The 16,013-nt window shown below is 54.0% G+C and carries 20 protein-coding genes; 8 read left to right on the top strand and 12 right to left on the bottom strand.

What is annotated here, in order from left to right; all coding sequences use genetic code 11:
• Nucleotides 1-55 precede the first annotated feature (55 nt).
• The 8 genes from A3L14_RS03325 (at nt 56) to A3L14_RS03290 (ending at nt 5,786) form a co-directional block, all read left to right on the top strand.
• Complete coding sequence (locus A3L14_RS03325; protein WP_055429071.1) at nt 56-883, top strand: translation initiation factor IF-2 subunit alpha; 828 nt, start codon at nt 56-58, stop codon at nt 881-883.
• Nucleotides 880-1,059 carry an RNA-protein complex protein Nop10 gene (locus A3L14_RS03320; protein WP_055429072.1) on the top strand — a complete coding sequence of 60 codons (180 nt, stop codon included), beginning with the start codon at nt 880-882 and terminating at the stop codon, nt 1,057-1,059. The genes A3L14_RS03325 and A3L14_RS03320 overlap by 4 nt, the downstream gene beginning before the upstream one ends.
• A gap of 1 nt (nt 1,060) precedes the next feature.
• Entirely contained in the window at nt 1,061-1,861 is an 801-nt protein-coding gene (locus tag A3L14_RS03315; protein WP_055429073.1) for a proteasome assembly chaperone family protein, read from the top strand.
• Nucleotides 1,862-2,016: 155 nt separating this feature from the next.
• Nucleotides 2,017-2,631: an energy-coupling factor ABC transporter permease gene (locus A3L14_RS03310; RefSeq protein WP_055429074.1), complete on the top strand. Its 615-nt coding sequence runs from the start codon at nt 2,017-2,019 to the stop codon at nt 2,629-2,631.
• A complete protein-coding gene (locus A3L14_RS03305; protein WP_055429075.1) occupies nt 2,628-2,876 on the top strand; it encodes a PDGLE domain-containing protein in 249 nt (82 codons plus the stop codon). The genes A3L14_RS03310 and A3L14_RS03305 overlap by 4 nt, the downstream gene beginning before the upstream one ends.
• 1 nt (nt 2,877) lies before the next feature.
• Nucleotides 2,878-3,537 carry an energy-coupling factor transporter transmembrane component T family protein gene (locus tag A3L14_RS03300; RefSeq protein ID WP_055429076.1) on the top strand — a complete coding sequence of 220 codons (660 nt, stop codon included), beginning with the start codon at nt 2,878-2,880 and terminating at the stop codon, nt 3,535-3,537.
• Nucleotides 3,534-4,346: an energy-coupling factor ABC transporter ATP-binding protein gene (locus A3L14_RS03295; protein ID WP_055429077.1), complete on the top strand. Its 813-nt coding sequence runs from the start codon at nt 3,534-3,536 to the stop codon at nt 4,344-4,346. The genes A3L14_RS03300 and A3L14_RS03295 overlap by 4 nt, the downstream gene beginning before the upstream one ends.
• Before the next feature lie 123 nt (nt 4,347-4,469).
• A complete protein-coding gene (locus tag A3L14_RS03290; protein ID WP_232473435.1) occupies nt 4,470-5,786 on the top strand; it encodes a hypothetical protein in 1,317 nt (438 codons plus the stop codon).
• A gap of 83 nt (nt 5,787-5,869) precedes the next feature.
• On the opposite strand, the gene glmM is transcribed toward A3L14_RS03290, so the two are convergent.
• From glmM to A3L14_RS03235, 12 genes are all read right to left on the bottom strand, one after another.
• Nucleotides 5,870-7,240 carry a phosphoglucosamine mutase gene (gene glmM, locus A3L14_RS03285; RefSeq protein WP_055429079.1) on the bottom strand — a complete coding sequence of 457 codons (1,371 nt, stop codon included), beginning with the start codon at nt 7,238-7,240 and terminating at the stop codon, nt 5,870-5,872.
• A 10-nt stretch (nt 7,241-7,250) separates the two neighbouring features.
• Entirely contained in the window at nt 7,251-7,676 is a 426-nt protein-coding gene (locus tag A3L14_RS03280; RefSeq protein ID WP_055429080.1) for a hypothetical protein, read from the bottom strand.
• A complete protein-coding gene (locus A3L14_RS03275) occupies nt 7,676-9,058 on the bottom strand; it encodes a mannose-1-phosphate guanylyltransferase/mannose-6-phosphate isomerase (protein WP_055429081.1) in 1,383 nt (460 codons plus the stop codon). Before A3L14_RS03275 ends, A3L14_RS03280 begins: the two co-directional genes overlap by 1 nt.
• Nucleotides 9,055-9,786 (bottom strand): mannosyl-3-phosphoglycerate phosphatase, encoded by a 732-nt coding sequence (gene mpgP, locus A3L14_RS03270; protein ID WP_055429082.1) that lies wholly within the window; start codon nt 9,784-9,786, stop codon nt 9,055-9,057. Before mpgP ends, A3L14_RS03275 begins: the two co-directional genes overlap by 4 nt.
• Nucleotides 9,787-9,788: 2 nt before the next feature.
• Nucleotides 9,789-10,970, bottom strand: a complete 1,182-nt coding sequence (mpgS, locus tag A3L14_RS03265) for a mannosyl-3-phosphoglycerate synthase (RefSeq protein WP_055429083.1) — start codon at nt 10,968-10,970, stop codon at nt 9,789-9,791.
• Between the two features lie 80 nt (nt 10,971-11,050).
• Nucleotides 11,051-12,415, bottom strand: coding sequence for an ADP-specific glucokinase (locus A3L14_RS03260; protein WP_055429084.1), 1,365 nt, complete (start codon nt 12,413-12,415; stop codon nt 11,051-11,053).
• Between the two features lie 70 nt (nt 12,416-12,485).
• Nucleotides 12,486-13,055 carry a glucose-6-phosphate isomerase gene (pgiA, locus tag A3L14_RS03255; RefSeq protein ID WP_055429085.1) on the bottom strand — a complete coding sequence of 190 codons (570 nt, stop codon included), beginning with the start codon at nt 13,053-13,055 and terminating at the stop codon, nt 12,486-12,488.
• 66 nt (nt 13,056-13,121) lie between these two features.
• Nucleotides 13,122-13,733: a site-2 protease family protein gene (locus tag A3L14_RS03250; protein ID WP_055429086.1), complete on the bottom strand. Its 612-nt coding sequence runs from the start codon at nt 13,731-13,733 to the stop codon at nt 13,122-13,124.
• Between the two features lie 21 nt (nt 13,734-13,754).
• Nucleotides 13,755-13,934 (bottom strand): KH domain-containing protein, encoded by a 180-nt coding sequence (locus tag A3L14_RS03245; protein ID WP_055429087.1) that lies wholly within the window; start codon nt 13,932-13,934, stop codon nt 13,755-13,757.
• Nucleotides 13,935-13,982: 48 nt separating this feature from the next.
• On the bottom strand, nt 13,983-14,159 hold the full coding sequence (locus A3L14_RS11800; RefSeq protein WP_162840170.1) for a zinc ribbon domain-containing protein: 177 nt from the start codon (nt 14,157-14,159) through the stop codon (nt 13,983-13,985).
• Nucleotides 14,159-14,860 (bottom strand): TraB domain-containing protein, encoded by a 702-nt coding sequence (locus tag A3L14_RS03240; RefSeq protein WP_055429088.1) that lies wholly within the window; start codon nt 14,858-14,860, stop codon nt 14,159-14,161. Before A3L14_RS03240 ends, A3L14_RS11800 begins: the two co-directional genes overlap by 1 nt.
• Nucleotides 14,857-15,801 carry a ribonuclease Z gene (locus tag A3L14_RS03235; protein WP_055429089.1) on the bottom strand — a complete coding sequence of 315 codons (945 nt, stop codon included), beginning with the start codon at nt 15,799-15,801 and terminating at the stop codon, nt 14,857-14,859. Before A3L14_RS03235 ends, A3L14_RS03240 begins: the two co-directional genes overlap by 4 nt.
• Nucleotides 15,802-16,013: the final 212 nt, after the last annotated feature.

Below are 16,013 nucleotides of genomic sequence, written 5' to 3'. Positions count from 1 at the left end.
TTAAAAACATCTTTTCGTAAGTTACTCAGGCAGAGAAAATTTTGAGGTGGTTAAAATGCCGAGGAAAGCCAAAGAGTATCCCGAGGAGGGAGAGTTTGTCGTCGCTACCGTCAAGAGCATTCACCCTTACGGTGCGTTCCTCAAGCTCGACGAGTACCCCGGCAAAGAGGGGTTCATGCACATAAGCGAGGTCGCCTCGACATGGGTCAAGAACATAAGGGACTTCGTCAAGGAAGGGCAGAAGATAGTCGCCAAGGTTATACGCGTTGACCCGAGCAAGGGGCACATCGACCTGAGCCTCAAGAGGGTGAACCAGCAGCAGAGAAAGGCCAAGCTCCAGGAGTACAAACGCGCCCAGAAGGCGGAGAACCTTCTCAAGATGGCGGCAGAGAAGATAGGAAAGGACTTTGAAACCGCCTGGAAGGAAGTATGGGTTCCCCTTGAGGAGGAGTACGGAGAAGTATATGCCGCCTTTGAGGATGCCGCTCAAAATGGAATGGAAGTCCTCGAAGAGCTCATAAGCGAGGAATGGATTGAAGCCCTTAAACCGATCATAGAGGCCTACGTCGAGATACCCACGGTCACCATCGATGCCGAGTTCGAGATAACCGTCCCCAGCCCCAACGGGGTCGAGATTATCAAGGAAGCCCTAATCAGGGCACGTGACAGGGCGAACGAGGAGAAGGAGATAGACGTCAAGTTCTCCTACCAAGGGGCGCCGAGGTACAGGATTGACATAACTGCCCCGGACTACTACAAGGCCGAGGAGGTCCTTGAAGACATCGCCGAGGAGATACTGCGCGTTATAAAGGAAGCCGGCGGCGAGGCGGCCCTTATCAGGAAGGAGAAGCGCATTAAGAAGATAAAGAGGAGAGGGGCATGAGGTTCCGCATAAAGAAGTGTCCCGAGTGTGGGCGCTACACCCTCAAGGAAACCTGTCCCATCTGTGGAGCTAAAACCAAGGTAGCCCACCCGCCGCGCTTCTCGCCGGAAGACCCGTACGGCGAGTACCGGAGAAGACTCAAGCGCGAGCAGCTGGGTATAGCAGGGAGGGATTGATATGAAGGAGTCAGTTATCCACGTCTATGAAAGGCCTGAACTCAGAGACCCGGTCTTCATAGAGGGTCTCCCGGGGATAGGCCTTGTCGGGAAGTTGGCTGCCGAGCACCTCATCCAGGAGCTCAACGCGGTCAAGTTCGCAGACCTTTACTCACCGCACTTCATGCATCAGGTTCTCATAAAGAAGAACTCTGTCGTTGAGCTCATGAAGAACGAATTCTACTACTGGAAAAACCCCGACGAGAACGGCAGAGACATCATAATAATCACCGGGGACCAGCAGGTTCCGCCCACCGACAGCCCCGGCCACTTTGAGGTCGTTGGAAAGATGCTGGACTTCGTCAACGAGTTCGGTGTCCGCGAGATAATCACTATGGGCGGCTACCAGGTGCCCGAGCTCCAGGGGGAACCGAGGGTTTTAGCGGCGGTAACCCACGAAGAGCTGGTAGAATACTACCAGAAAAAGCTGGAAGGTTGCCAAGTAGAGGTTATCTGGCGCGAGGACGAGGGCGGGGCCATAGTAGGCGCTGCCGGACTGCTCCTCGGTATGGGCAAGCTCCGCTCGATGTACGGTATAAGTCTCCTCGGAGAGAGCCTTGGCTACATCGTGGATGCCAAAGCCGCAAAGTCCGTCCTCTTAGCTGTGACCAAAATCCTCGGTCTTGAGCTCGACATGACCGCCCTGGAAGAGCGCGCCAAGGAGACGGAGGAGATACTCAGGAAGGTTCAGGAGATGCAAAGGGCCATGCTGGAGCAGCAGATGCCTCCCACCCCAGAGGAGGAGGACAGGGGCTATCTCTGAGGGTCTTTCTTTTTGTTATACTCCGCCCTTTTTTAGTATGGCCATCACTGTTGCCCTGAAACCTTAGGTTGATAATACCCAGTTAGAGAAACCCTTTTATTTGGTGCTACCATTTAGCTCATTGATAACACCAACCAGAGATGGAGGTGTTTGAGTTGCACATTCCAGATGGACTGCTGAGCACGCCGATGATAGTGGTTACCTACGCAATAACGATAGCCGGGATAGCCTACGCCGCCAAAAAGCTCAGGAACTTCCCGGAGGAGAAAATACCTCTCCTGGGCCTCTTCGCGGCTGGAATCTTCGCGGCGCAGATGGTCAACTTCCCGATAATAGGTGGCGTCAGCGGCCACCTGCTTGGGGCAACGCTGGTCGCTATAATGCTCGGACCATACGCGGCGGTAATAGTCATGACGGCAGTTCTGCTTATACAGACGCTCCTCTTCGGCGACGGTGGGATAACGGCAATCGGCGCAAACATCCTCAACATGGGGCTTATAGGAGCCTTCATAGGCTACGGTGTTTACACGAAGCTCAGGGGCATCAACGAGACCTTCGCCATAGCCCTTGCCTCCTGGCTCTCCGTCGTTCTTGGAGCGGGCATGACCGCAGTGGAGATCGGCCTCAGCAAGAGCCTCCCGTTCATGAAAGTGCTCTCCCTTATGCTCGGCTACCACGCTATAATCGGAATTGGTGAGGCAATACTCACCGTCCTGATAGTTTATGCCGTAAGGGCAAAGCTTCCGTCAGTTGAGGGGGTGCCCGCATGAGGACGATTTTTAAGGGTCTGATAATCATAGCCGTCGTGCTGGCGATAGTGCTGCCGCTCGCATCGAGCAACCCCGATGGGCTTGAAGCAACGATGGAGAAGGTGGGCCTTACCGAGAGTCCAATCTACGAGGCCCCCCTTGACTACGGTGAAACCTGGGGCCAGAGCGTGGTCATGGGACTAGTCGGAATCTTCCTGACCTTCGGAGTTGGCTACGGCCTGGCAAAACTCGCCAAGGGTGCCTGAGGTGTACCTGCCCTTTATTTTTCTTTATGCAATCGGCGTTGTGACAAGAAAAAGCCTCACGGAGTTAGCCTATTTTGGTCTCATTTTTCTGATCGTTGTGCTCACGATGAGGCCAAAAAAAGGTGTTTTCAAAAAACTCGGCTTCCTCCTTGGCTTTGAGGGTTTTCTGTTCATATTGGCGCTGTTTAATCCTGGAAAACCAGTTCTGGAAACGCCAATTGGTCCGATAACCCACGAGGGGATATACTCCTTCTTCATGCTCCTCGGAAAGGCGTTTTTATCAGCGGGGGCTGCACTCGTCGTGACTAACTCCGTTGGTTTTTCAAGGATTCTTGCCGAGATGGAAGCGTTGAGGTTCCCGCGGATACTCACATTAACCCTGGCGTTCACCTACCGCTACCTCGACCTCTTCGTTGATGAGACAACGAGGATGAAGCGCGCCGTGGACTCAAGGGCGTTTGGTGTGGGGAGGAAGGAGTACTACAGAAAGCTCGGCTCCCTCATCGGGGAGGTATTCGTCCGGGCATACCTTAGAAACGGGAGGATATACAGAGCCATGCTCGCGAGGGGATTTGGGGAGTTTCCCAGCCTGGAGGAGCCAAGACCAAACGCAAAGACCGCAACACTGGCTCTATTAGCATTGGGGGGACTGCTGCTATGATAGAGCTGGAAAATCTTCACTTCTCCTACTCTGGAAGGGAAGTTCTCAGGGGAATAACCCTTAAGATTAAGAGGGGAGAACTGTTTGGCTTCCTTGGGCCGAATGGAGCCGGAAAGAGCACCCTTATGCTGCACCTCAACGGTATACTCAAACCAAAGAAGGGCAGAGTCATCGTGGACGGCCTTGATCCGGTAAAACAGCCGAAGGAAGTACGGAGAAAGGTCGGGATAGTTTTTCAGGACCCCAACGACCAGCTCTTTTCTCCGACTGTGTTCGAGGATGTGGCCTTCGGCCCCTACAACTTGGGATTGAGAGGAGAGGAGCTGAGGGAGCGCGTCCTGTGGGCGTTGGAGAGGGTTGGAATGGAGGACTACGCCGACAGAGAAACCAAGGAGCTAAGCTTCGGCGAGAAGAAGAGAATAGCGATAGCCACGGTTCTGGCAATGGAGCCCGAGGTTGTGGTGTTCGACGAACCCTTCGCTAACTTGGACTTCAGGGGTAAGAACATGCTCAGGGAAATCATACTCAGGCTGAGGGACGAGGGGAAAACAGTAATTCTGGCGAGCCACGAGGCAGAATACCTTGGAATGTGCGACAGGATAGCCCTCATGGACGGCGGCAGGATAATAAGAGTGGGAACGCCCGAGGAGATACTCGGGAATCCGGAGCTTCTGAGGGAGCACAACCTCGACGTACCTCCCCTGGCCGAACTCTTCCTGGGCCTCGGCCTGCCGGTTCCGAGGAGCGTGGAAGAGGGAAGAAAACTGCTGGAAGAGTGGAAGGCTGGAGGGTTTAACCAGAGCTATTGACTTTTTTATGTTAAAATTAAATCTTCCAGCTGATTAGGTTGCCACAAATTTTAAAAATACTACTGTAGTGAATTATTATAGTGATACTCAATGATAAAGCAAACAAGAAATCTCCTATTGTTGGTGCTAGTAACACTCCTGATAGCAACATCAGTATCAGCAGAGTGGATACCGCCCAAAGATGGAATGACCATTGTCCTGACAGATGAGAAGGGAAGAACCCTCAAGGGCTTCTCTGGAGATTATGAAATTCAGGTTCAGGTTGACGTTGCCACTCCTTCCGGCATTAAAACCCTCGGCCACTACAGAATCAAGCGCTCCGGATTCTGGAAGCTTGACACTACAAGGGGCATCGTGAAGGTGGCAAACCTGCGGAAACTCCTCCCAAGCATAAGCGAGGAGAAACGCTACGGAGTCAGGATTTCAGTTTGGGTCATAGACAGGGAGAACGGCGTTCTTTACAGGGGCATAGGTTCAACCCTCCTATCGGAGAAGGATTTGCAGGGAGCCTCCAAGCGAGTAAATATAGAGATTCTTGAGAAGGAATCCCTACCAAAGCCCAACCACGCGGGCTGGTACCACTATGAATGGCGCCCGGCAGAAGACTCCTGGGAAGCAGAAGACTACGTTGAGGTCCCCCTGCTGATCATCGACAACAGGGATGGAAAAGGAAAGTTACAGGGCTCGATTTCTTTAAGGGCAGACTACAAAACGGAGTTCTCGGCGACTCTAGCGTATGGAACTAACCTGGAGGCAAAGTTCAAGGGTGGCGACCCGGTTAAGGTTCTGTCATCGTCGGTGACGATATACGGAAAGAAATGGGTTCCAGTTGAAGGCCACTATTACTTTGGAGACATCGTGGATGTTCCCAAGGGCAATATGGGTTACATATACATTCTAGCCAAACCTTACTACAGACACGAAAAAGAATACATCTGTGCCTGGGGAATGGGTGCTTATGGCTGCAGTGAGACTGGCAGGGAGAGGATAGACGTTGGAATTTATGACGTGAAAGCGAGTAAAGGCGTCAACGGATACATAATTGACGGTGGAAGCTCCCTCGGCAGTCCGGATTTTGACCGGACGTTTTTTAGATTCACTAAAGAGAGTCTACAGCATCCACTTACGGCGAACAAAGGTATAACTCTGGCGTATATGTTCCAGGCGATTGGTGGAAAGTGCGGCGTCAAGTTTGGCATTGGAATTCCTGTGGGAGCAATTGCAGTTGCCTTTGGTGCACCAGCGCCCGTCGCAGGATTAGCGGCATCGGTTCAGTATGAGAAAGCCGGAAGCGTGACAATAGATGGAACTATAAAAGAGAACGGCCCTTCAGTGATGATTCACGCCTTCAAGAGTTCCCAGAAGTACAAGTTCAAGGCGGGCTGGTTCAGCTCGTGCTCCGCGGAGATTCCAATGGGGTTCTACGTGAAGAGCAGTTAAATCCTCTCTTTTCTATTCCCCTTTCTTCTCAACTTCCAAGTGACGAGACTTCCAGAAGAAAAAGTTAGGGCATAAAATGGGAATCAGGCCCCAATCGCCTTCTCCAGAAGCTCCAACCCAAGTTTAAGGTACCCCTCGGCCTTCCCCTCGCTCTTTGCCTCACTGAAGACCCTGATTATCGGCTCGGTTCCGCTGGCCCTGACCAGAACCCAGCCGTCGGGGAAGAGCACCTTCGTCCCATCGGTGGTGTCAACGGTGTAGCCTTCGGCCTTGGCAAGCTCGGCAACCCTGACGACTATCGCCTTCCTATCACCCTCCACCTTTCTTTTCGTCTTGAACTGGTAGTACTTCGGCAGTTCATCGATCAGCTCACTGAACTTCTTTCCGCTCTTGGCAAAAATCTCGACTATCTTTGCCGTCGTCATGGCTCCGTCCCTGCCGAGGACAAAGTCCGGAAAGATAACACCGCCGTTCTCCTCTCCCCCAATTGTCCCGTTGTGCTCAAGCAAAGCCCTTGCCACGATGAGGTCGCCCACCTTCGTGCGCATGACTTTAGCACCGTTCCGCTCGGCTATATCATCAAGAAGGTTCGAGGTCGCTATGGTGGTAACTAGAAGACCTCCCCCGTTTTCCCTCAGAACAGCATCTGCTACGAGCGCGAAGGTCTTATCGCCCTGTATGAACCTGCCGTTTTCGTCTATGAACACCGCCCTGTCGGCGTCGCCGTCCTGGGCAACGCCGAAGTCGGCGCCAAGGGCTTTCACGATCTCCATGAAGCCCCTCAGGTTCTCCTCGTTCGGCTCCGGGTTTCTGGCCGGGAAGTGACCGTCAGGATGGGCGTTGACGCTGACGACCCTGCAGCCGAGCTCCCTAAGCAGGTAGGGAAGCGTCAGACTGCCTGCACCGTTGGAGGTGTCAACCACGACGAAGGGCCTCCTCTTCCTTATCGCCTCGACGTCAACGCGAGCCTTTATCGCCTCGATGTAGGGCTTGATGATGTTCTCTTTCCTGACCTCACCGATTTCGTCCCACCTGGCCCTGTCGAAGTTCTCATTAAAGAAGACCTCCTCAACCACCGCTTCTCTCTCCTTCTTCAGCCCCATGCCGTTGGGTTCGAGGAGCTTTATACCGTTGTACTCCGGCGGGTTGTGACTGGCAGTTATCACAGCCCCACCGTCGGCGTTGAAGTGGTTGGTGGCCCACTGTATCGCTGGTGTTGGAGCTATTCCGACGTCTATAACGTCGCAGCCGACGCTGAGAAGGCCGCTTATAAGCGCACTCTTGAGCATCTCCCCGCTGACGCGGGTGTCCATGCCAACCACTACCAGGGGTCTTTCCCTCCCCTCCCGTTTGAGCATAGTCCCAAAGGCCATGCCCATCCTGAGGGCAAACTCCGGGGTTATATCTTCGTTGGCAATTCCGCGAACGCCGAAAGTACCGAACAGCCTTCCCATCGCAACCACCTCACATTAGAGCACTGGCAAAGTTGATTACCATCATCACGAAGATGTAGAGTCCGTAGACGAACGCCCCAGCTTGAATCAGAGAGACAAGTATCTTCAGCGGCTTCCATCTGCCCGAGAGCAGGGGCACGGGCATACCTACCAGTATCGCGGCGAACAGGTAAACCACCGCATTCTTTATGGCCGAATAGTCCACGGGTATGTTTATCTGCGGATAGGTTATGGTGACCTCCTGCCCCTGGACTGTGAAGGTTATATCCGCGTTCTGTAGTCCAACGACAATTATGTAGGACATTATGAGCACGAATAGCAGAGTTGGCAGAAGGTTGAGCGAAAGGGAAGATATGGAGCCGCTGAACCGCTCCCATTCGTCCCCGCAGTTCTTGGCCCTCTCCTTCTTCTGCTCCTTCTCATCCTCAGCCATCATCACTCCCTCCCAAAATCGTCTTCAAAACGAACTATATCATCCTCATCTAGATACTCCCCGATCTGGGTCTCAATAACCTCAAGAACCACCTTGCCTGGGTTCTCAAGCCTGTGGATAACGCCGGCAGGTATGAACGTGCTCTCGCCTGGCCGGAGGAGGATTTCCTTCTCCCCGACGCGAACCTTTGCGGTGCCCCTGACGACCACCCAATGCTCGGAGCGGTGGTAGTGCATCTGAAGGGAGAGCTTCTTGCCCGGCAGGACGCTCAGGCGCTTTATCTTGTAGCGGTCTCCCTCCTCCAGAACGGTGTAGCTTCCCCAGGGCCTGTAAGCCGTTCGGTGGACCATCACACGCTCATCGTTCAGCTCCTTAAGGCGTTTGTAGACCTCCTTCACCCTCTGTCCTTCCCCGCGGTGCGCTATGAGGAGGGCATCGTCGGTGTCTATGATAATGAGATCCTCGACCCCGACGGTCGCTGTTAGGCGGCTCGTCATCACAAGGTTGTTGCGGGAGTTAATACCGATGTGGTAGCCCTTTCTGCCTCCGACCTTGACGGCGTTCCCGCTCTCATCTTTCTCCATTACCTCGTAGATGGCGTCGAAGCTGCCCAGGTCGTTCCAGTAGACGTTGAGGGGAACAACAGCCGCTCTGTCCGTCTTCTCCATGACTCCGTAGTCAACAGACAGCTCCGGAACGAGCTCGTAGGCCTTCTCAACGCTCTCGGCCTTTTCGAAGGCCTCGTAGACATTAAGGGCGTGCTTCCTAACCTCATCTGTGAAAATCCCTGTGTCAAACATGAACATTCCGCTGTTCCAGTAGTAGTCGTTCTCAACGTAGCGCTTCGCCGTTTCAAGGTCGGGCTTCTCCTTGAACTCCGCCACAAGATATCCACCCTCAAGCTTCTCCCCCGGTTTTATGTACCCGTAGCCGGTGTGCGGCTTGGTCGGCTTTACCCCAAAGGTCACAAGGTAGTCCCTGGCGAGCTTCTCCGCGTTTCTAAAGGCTTTTACATAGTTCTCGTTGGCGTCTATCAAGTGGTCCGAGGGAAGCACGGCCACTACCGAGTCACCAAAGGCCTCCTCGATTCTTTGTATTCCCCAGAATATGGCCGGCAGGGTGTTCTTTCCTTTTGGCTCAAGGAGGATGTTGTTCTCCGGAAGCTCCAAGCCGAGCTCCCTAAGGTCGTCGAGAACGCGGAACCGATACATATCGTTGGTGACCACAAAAATCTCGTCCGGTTTGGAAAACGTAAGGGCGCGCTGGACGGTCTTCTGAAAGAGAGAGTACTCATCGAACATCCTTATGAACTGTTTGGGCATCAGCTCTCTGCTGAGGGGCCACAGCCTCGTTCCCTTCCCTCCAGCTAGAATCAGAGTCTTCATAACACCACCTCCAGTAGTTCGTTGATCGAGCTTATATTTTTAGCCCCCCTATGTCTGAGGGTTCCAACGAGGAAGGCATGGTCGACAACGTCAAGGAGAGGGAAATCGTTCTCCCCATCACCCACGGCGTAGCTTTCGACCCTCTCAAGGCGGGAGTACAGCTTCAGCAGTTCCACGGCGGCGCGCCCCTTATCGGTGCCCCCCGTTACACCTATGAACCTGCTGCCCCGCGATACCCTGAGGCCCCTCTCGGAAAGCAAATCCTCGAAACCAGGCCTTTCCCATGCAAATATCGTCTCGCTGTAGTCCCGCCTCATTGCAAGCCTCGCCAGATTCTCGGGCAACCCTGTAAATGCCATGACCTCATCGAGCGTGCAGTTTCCGTAGTACTTAAGGCCGTACTCGGGCGCCAGGGGATCAAGGACGCGTTTTATACGGCTGTACTTCTCTCCAAGTTCAATGAGGATGTACCCGCCCCGTCTCCTTCCGGAAACGTCAAAGGGAAAGTAGTCCTCCGGAATTACGATGGCACTTCCGTTCTCGACTATGAATGGACCTTCCAGCCCCCAGGCTCCCCTGTAGTACTCCTGTTCCGCGAGCGTCTTCGATGAATTGAGCACGACCTCAAAGCCCGCGCTGATTAGGGACTTGAGGATCGGCTCAGCCGGCTCAGGCGAGTAGTCGTCACCGAGCAGGGTTCTGTCGAGGTCTAGGAAGATCACCCTCATCCTCACACCTCAAAGCGCAGGAGTGTTTCGGCATTGTCTTCGAGGATTTTCATCCATTGGTTCGCGTTTATGTTCTCGATTGGGGGCATGGTTCTGGGTTTTGGCGGCTCTTCATTCTCGCCAATGAGGCCGTGAAGACGTAGCTCTTGAAGGATTCTCCGCCTGAGGCCCTCTGTGGCAAGCTCGGAGTGATAAATCGTCCCGAGGGAGCTCAGAATCATGTCCCTGACGTGCTCCTTCCCCTTGTCCTCATGGAGGTGTGGGTTGAGGGTCTCAATCTGGAAGACCTCAACTCCCTGGTCATAGACGTCCGTGTGGGGGTCTCTGCCCCATCTGCCGAAGGTCTCGAAGAGGTACACCAGTTCGAAGGGCTCTATAGAGTATCCTGTGGAGAACGGCATAATCTCAGCCAGTTTCAGTGTCATCGCATGCTCCCCGGCGTTCCCTGTGACTATGATGTTGGTCTCAAAATTGGTTGCCACGCCAAAGAGGGCGTTCATATACTTGTTGGTTATCTCACTCACGCGTCCCCACTTCTTGAAGTAGAGTCCCTTGGTGCTGACCTTTGGCTTGTGCCTCCAGCTCAGACGAACCATTGCATACTCGCTTTCGCTCATCAAAAAGCCAGCCGCGTAGTCCTTCACGTACTCATTGACCGAACCGGGAATGTAGTTGTCCGCATCAACAAAGCCCACGTATTTGGCCCCAACTGCCTTGGCAATGAGTATCCCTATGAGCATTCCCTCCCCCTTGCCGCTCCTAACGGCACCTTTTTCATCGAGCACCTCTGTGTATCCCGCCTCCCTGAACGCCTCAGCAATACCGCTGTCCTTCTGATGGATCATTATTATGCGCGACCGGGTCAGGTTGTAGAAGTGCTTGACCAAGTCAACCTCCTGCTTGAAGAGATTTGGCCCCTCCCTCTTGCTGTTGGAGACTATTATTATCGGGCACTGGTGGGGTATCGCTTTCAGAACCCCGTCCACTAACTGAAGCTTCTCGTTTTTCATAGGAACCACTATGGCCATGTCCTCAAGTATGCCGTAGATGTCCTCCCTCGGCACGTTGGTGACGGTAAAGCTCCCCACGTCCCGCGTCTGCGTGTCCAGCTTGATGACCTTCTGAACTTCGTAAATCTCAACGGCCCCGAACAGCTCCTTGTAAACCGGAGCCTCCAAAAGCAAACCGACCACCCCGTGATAATTTTCGAAGATGAAAAGGAAATCCCGTAAAAATTTTGGAACACAAAATAAAAAGGTTTGTTTTATGGACGCAGTGCAAACTCACCGACGAAGGCCGAGCTGGATATGGTGTCGCCTATTCCCACGGTGGACTTTGGCTTTTCCACTATCTTCGTCGGAACGAATGAGAGCTGGTAGCCATCGACGTCGGCAATGCCGTTCTTCATGCCGTACTCCCTAACCAGGGCCTCCTCGACAGGCTTCGCTCTCTCATTGACCGGTACATCCATTGCCTTAGCAACATCGTCTATGGAACGAACGTCCCCGAGCTTCGCCTTGGCTGCAGCAGCTAAAGCCGCAAAGAGCAGTGCATCTCTAACGAACTCGCCCTTATAGGCGGTCAGTGCCAGGTAGTAGCCGTAGGTGTGGAAGTGTATCCTCTTCACGCCGGTCTTTTCAGCGAGCTTGAGCATGGCTTCGGTTACCACAATCGGGTCAACCGGGTCGTGGGCGAGGAGCTTTTCTGCGAGGGCATTCTCTCCCAGCACATCCATTATCGAGGCCAGCTCGACCTCATTGAGGCCGACGCTGTGGAATGAGCCGAGCACATCAACGAGGGCATTTCTGACCGTCTCATCGGCCGTGAATGCAAACTCAAGGTGAACGGGGACGTTTCTTCTTTCCAGCACATCCAGATGCCGCTTCATCTCTTCAAAAGGCTCTCGGTAGTTCTCCTTCGTGAGCGCCTGAAGGCCGCTGATGATGGCGAGCCGGGCTTTTGAGGCTATCTCCTCAAAGTGATCGGTGAACTCGGGCCTTATGTAGACGTTCGGGTTGTAGTCGTCAGCCGAGCCTATGAAGCGGTTCTCCCTCGGTGCCTCGAAGTCGAAAACCCTGAACCCGCGCGGGAACTCGTAGATGTAGTGGACGCAGTTCTCCTCGTCCCCGGCGAAGTCCCTCGGGTGAACGAGCTTCAGCTCCCTGTTCTCGACCTTCGGCACGTATATCGGCCCGTCCTTGAAGAGCTTCGCCTGGAGTCTCGAAAGCTGGGGAACGTGAGCTATAACTGGGACACCGTAGACTCCACCGAGGAGGTTGGCCATTATTCCGACCTGGCCGCCCATCCTCAGCTCGTCCCAGCCCCAGCGCTTCATGTAGAACCTGACGGTGCAGCTCTCCACGAAGAGTTCCGCGGCCTTGCCCCGGCGGACGCTCCAGAGGATTCCGCCGAAGAGGTGCTCAAGGGAGGTTATCTTCTCAGGGAGCTCCTCAGAGTATCTCAGAACCTCGCCTTTCCCTATGTCCCCTATCCGCCGCTCCAGGTCTGCGGAGTCCAGGTACTTTATGGCGTCGATGTTCGTGTTGTATGCGAGAAGAACCCCCCCAACCTTTCCAACCTTCCCGCGGACTTTCTCAAAGGCCGGTGAGTAGAGAGCGTCCCAGGACATTGTATCACCGGGAGTGATGTAACTGCTGAAAGTTAATAAGGGTTGCGGTGAGAAAAGGAAAATTAAGAGCTCACTCCTTCCATCTCGGGTTGTCCACAACCTTGACTTCGCCGTTCTCCTCAATGACCAGCTTGGAGAAGCCCTTCTCGGCTATGCTCCCGTAGTCGTGACCAGCATCGGCCGGATATATCGCCAGGAAGATGAACGGCTCGTCGCCCGTGTTAACCGTCCTGTGGGCCCAGTATGGCGGGACGTAGACGACCGTTCCGGGCCTCATCTCTATCCATTCGGCCTTTCCTTCCGGGGTCTGGAGGAGCATTCCCCCCTTCCCCTTGATGCCGTAGTATATCTCCGCCCTGTCAGCTTTGGAGTGGTAGTGTCCCTTGGTGAAGAAGAACTCCTTTCCAACCTTGCCCGGGTAGAGAACCGTCGTGGCGAAGTTCAGGTCTCCGTCCTTTTCCTCCTGCTCGACCGCGTATACCTCATAGACAACGGGGTTTTCCTTGAGGAGCTCGCTGTAGGCATCTTCATCGACGAAGTATCCCTTCAGGTCGCTGAGCCTTCTGACGAGCTTTTTGGCTCCGGGAATGACGCCGGTTTCGAGGTTAATATCAACACCCAGCGGGTTCTTGTACTCCATGGGAACCACCGTGATAAAAGTGAGGGTGGGCCTATTTAACCTTTCCCTTCTATATCACCGGGAGTGTTACACCAGTCTGAAGAGGAGGTATGCGATGCCGATGGATACGGCCCAGGCTCCAGCGTTCCAGCGGACGACCTTCGAGCCGTCCAGCGGTGGGAACGGAAGCAGGTTGAAGAACGCCAGCCACAGGTTGACGGTTGCAGTCGTCCTAAAAACCCACCAGAGGGTAGTAAACGGGTGAAAGGTTCTCAAAAGAACCAGCGCAACTACACCAACGGCTATATTGGTCAGTGGGCCGGCGAGGGCTATCCTTCCAAACGCCTCCCTGGAATCAACGGCGTAGGGGGCATAGACCTGGACGGCACCGAGGGCGGCGAATATCCACGCCGTTCCTGTAAGGAGCCGGGTTGCCAGTCCAAGGAGGAGGGCGAGAAGTATACCCGTCTCCCAGCGTTTGTAGTACGCCCTGTAACCGTAGTGCCGCGCAACCTGTCTGTGGGCGAGTTCATGGAAGATGAAAGCCGTCAGAACCGCAATGAGGGAGTAGGGGAGGGCGTATGGATCAAAGTTGGAAAACAGCAGAGTGAGGACTAGAAAAGAAATCAGCAGGTCTTCGATCTCCCTCCTTCCGGCACTCCGGGGTTTATTCACAGTGCGCCAGGGTTCGTAGTTCATCAGAACGCCCCACGGGGAGGTTCACCTGCCCTTCACTTCAATCTTCTTACCGATTACGAGCTCTGCCGCCTTAACGGCCGCGCCGCCGCTCCCAACGGCTATCCTCACCTGATCCTCCGGGACGTAAACGACTATCTTGTCCTCAAGCTCCTCGATTTCAAGAATCCTGACGTTGAGCATCTTTTCGAGTCTGTCCTTCATGGTGATCCCCAAGAATGCTGGGGCTCTTTCAAATATAAAAGTAACGAATCAGTCGAAGTCCCAGATGGTTCTGCCCTTGTAGAACATCATTACGTAGCCGCAGTTCCGGCAGATGACTATCTTCACCTTGTGGGCGGTGAACCCCCATTTGCTGTCTATCTTGCCTTCCTCAACATCAAAGTCCGTTCCCCCGCAGAGCGGGCAGACCAGATGCCTCCTTTCCATCATACCACCCCCTCAGTCCAGTAGGGCGAGAGGAATCCCCTTCCCCGGGCCCTGTCGAGAAGGTGCTCAATTCCCGGCTTGTGGCCGAGACCAACAACGGCTATGACCTTCGGCCTCTTAACCCCGCGGAGCTTAAGGTTCTCCACGATTGAGATCAAATTCCTCGCCATGACCTCGTTCCTCTCCTCAACCAGGACGCGGTAGAGATAGGGGTATCTCCTCCGGAACTGAACCATCATGGCCCTGTACTCCGCCATCGGGTCGGCCATTTCACCGGACTTAACCGGCAGGAATATTCCAAGCGCCTCCAGAGCCATGAGGAGCTTCTCTCTCCCCGGTGCGGCGAGAATCTTCGAGAGTATGAGGTTTATGTCTTCGTCTATGAGGTAGAGCGGGACACCCAGCCTCTGGGCGGTGTTTATAGCGGCTTTCATCTCCTCGCCGGGCTTCATTCCGAACTCCTCCCCGAGCTTCTCCTCGACCTTGGCCAAGACGTAGTTTATCAGCCCCCTCCTGCCGAAGCGCAGTGATTCCTCCAAAGTCAGCCGCCGGTTCTCGTTCATAGCCAGGAAGCGGGCTCTGTCGAGCTCTATAGCAACAGCATGAGGCCTCTCATTGAGTATTGTCCTGATTACCTCCTCCCTGCTCTTCGGCGAAACATGCATCGTGCCTATGACCCTGACATAGCGAAGGTAGCTCATCCCCTCTCCTCCGGAAGGTTTCTCACGTTGAATTTACCCGATTTAAAGGTTAAAACGTCAAAATCCCGCGGAACTATGAAGTTAACCCCGAACTCCCGGCATATCCGTGAGGCCCCGCTCAGGTATTCGTCGTAGGTGTAGCGGAAGGCCCTGTGGAATAACGCTAAGAGCTTAACCTTGGCCGTTTTAGCGACCTCACAAGCTTCCTCCACCGTTGAGTGGTAGCTGTCGCCCCTATGGGCAGGATCCAGATAGGTGGCCTCATGGATTAGAAGGTCCGCCCTCTCGGCGAAGAGCCTGACCCTTTCAGTGGGCTCGGTGTCGCCGGTGTAGACCACCTTAACGCCCTTCCTCCTCGGCCCGGTGACGTCTTCAAGGTAAATCGTTTTCCCGTTCCACTCGATTTTACCTTCACGCTCAAGCTTCCCAAGTATCGGCCCCTCGCTCAGACCATACTGGGCGAGCTTCTCAGGGAGAAACTTTCCTCTTTTGTCCTTCTCCTTGAAGACGTAGCCTAAGGCCGGAATCCCGTGTTCGACCTTGAAGCTCCAGATTTCATAGTCACCGAACTTCAGCCTCGTCTCGCCCAGCTCATGAACATGTATCTTAAAGCCCGGCCTGAAGAAGCCGCTGTTGAGGAAGTGCTGGACGAATTCAAAGGTGTACTTGGGGCCGTAGATGTGGAGAGGCTTTTCCCTGTCCCACAGGTTCATCGTCTGGATCAATGCAGCCAAACCGAGGTAGTGGTCGCCGTGGAAGTGGGTGATGAAAATCTTTTCCACCTTCATTGGGCTGAGTTTAGCGGTGTTCATCTGCCTCATAGTGCCCTCCCCGACGTCGAAGAGTATAATCTCACCGTTGTAGCGGAGCGCTATGGCCGGGACGTTTCTCTCCCTGGTGGGCATTATGCCGCCCGTGCCGAGGAAAATCACTTCGAGCATGTTACATCATAGGAAGGGGGACTTAAAAAGCTCTCCCAAGAGTTATAACCGGGAATCGTAACACAATGGGTGAAAAGCCTTTTATATTTCAAAGTCCAATGGTGTCATGAGTTTACTTAGGTCTGCTCTTTTGCAGGTCTTTGTAAACTCCTATCGAAAGGGGGCGAATTTATGAAAAAAAGAACTGCCCTTCTGGTTTGGTTATTTCTTAT

Origin of the sequence: Thermococcus thioreducens (genome assembly GCF_002214545.1) — an archaeon.
Classification (GTDB): Archaea; Methanobacteriota_B; Thermococci; order Thermococcales; family Thermococcaceae; genus Thermococcus; species Thermococcus thioreducens.
This window is presented reverse-complemented; position numbering and strand designations above follow the sequence as displayed.

What these genes read in the sequence shown, in the direction of transcription:
- A3L14_RS03325 (WP_055429071.1), top strand. Translation starts at nt 56, where the DNA reads ATGCCGAGGAAAGCCAAAGAGTATCCCGAGGAGGGAGAGTTTGTCGTC.
- A3L14_RS03320 (WP_055429072.1), top strand. Translation starts at nt 880, where the DNA reads ATGAGGTTCCGCATAAAGAAGTGTCCCGAGTGTGGGCGCTACACCCTC.
- A3L14_RS03315 (WP_055429073.1), top strand. Translation starts at nt 1,061, where the DNA reads ATGAAGGAGTCAGTTATCCACGTCTATGAAAGGCCTGAACTCAGAGAC.
- A3L14_RS03305 (WP_055429075.1), top strand. Translation starts at nt 2,628, where the DNA reads ATGAGGACGATTTTTAAGGGTCTGATAATCATAGCCGTCGTGCTGGCG.
- A3L14_RS03295 (WP_055429077.1), top strand. Translation starts at nt 3,534, where the DNA reads ATGATAGAGCTGGAAAATCTTCACTTCTCCTACTCTGGAAGGGAAGTT.
- glmM (WP_055429079.1), bottom strand. Translation starts at nt 7,240, where the DNA reads ATGGGAAGGCTGTTCGGTACTTTCGGCGTTCGCGGAATTGCCAACGAA.
- A3L14_RS03280 (WP_055429080.1), bottom strand. Translation starts at nt 7,676, where the DNA reads ATGATGGCTGAGGATGAGAAGGAGCAGAAGAAGGAGAGGGCCAAGAAC.
- A3L14_RS03275 (WP_055429081.1), bottom strand. Translation starts at nt 9,058, where the DNA reads ATGAAGACTCTGATTCTAGCTGGAGGGAAGGGAACGAGGCTGTGGCCC.
- mpgP (WP_055429082.1), bottom strand. Translation starts at nt 9,786, where the DNA reads ATGAGGGTGATCTTCCTAGACCTCGACAGAACCCTGCTCGGTGACGAC.
- A3L14_RS03260 (WP_055429084.1), bottom strand. Translation starts at nt 12,415, where the DNA reads ATGTCCTGGGACGCTCTCTACTCACCGGCCTTTGAGAAAGTCCGCGGG.
- pgiA (WP_055429085.1), bottom strand. Translation starts at nt 13,055, where the DNA reads ATGGAGTACAAGAACCCGCTGGGTGTTGATATTAACCTCGAAACCGGC.
- A3L14_RS03250 (WP_055429086.1), bottom strand. Translation starts at nt 13,733, where the DNA reads ATGAACTACGAACCCTGGCGCACTGTGAATAAACCCCGGAGTGCCGGA.
- A3L14_RS03245 (WP_055429087.1), bottom strand. Translation starts at nt 13,934, where the DNA reads ATGAAGGACAGACTCGAAAAGATGCTCAACGTCAGGATTCTTGAAATC.
- A3L14_RS11800 (WP_162840170.1), bottom strand. Translation starts at nt 14,159, where the DNA reads ATGGAAAGGAGGCATCTGGTCTGCCCGCTCTGCGGGGGAACGGACTTT.
- A3L14_RS03240 (WP_055429088.1), bottom strand. Translation starts at nt 14,860, where the DNA reads ATGAGCTACCTTCGCTATGTCAGGGTCATAGGCACGATGCATGTTTCG.
- A3L14_RS03235 (WP_055429089.1), bottom strand. Translation starts at nt 15,801, where the DNA reads ATGCTCGAAGTGATTTTCCTCGGCACGGGCGGCATAATGCCCACCAGG.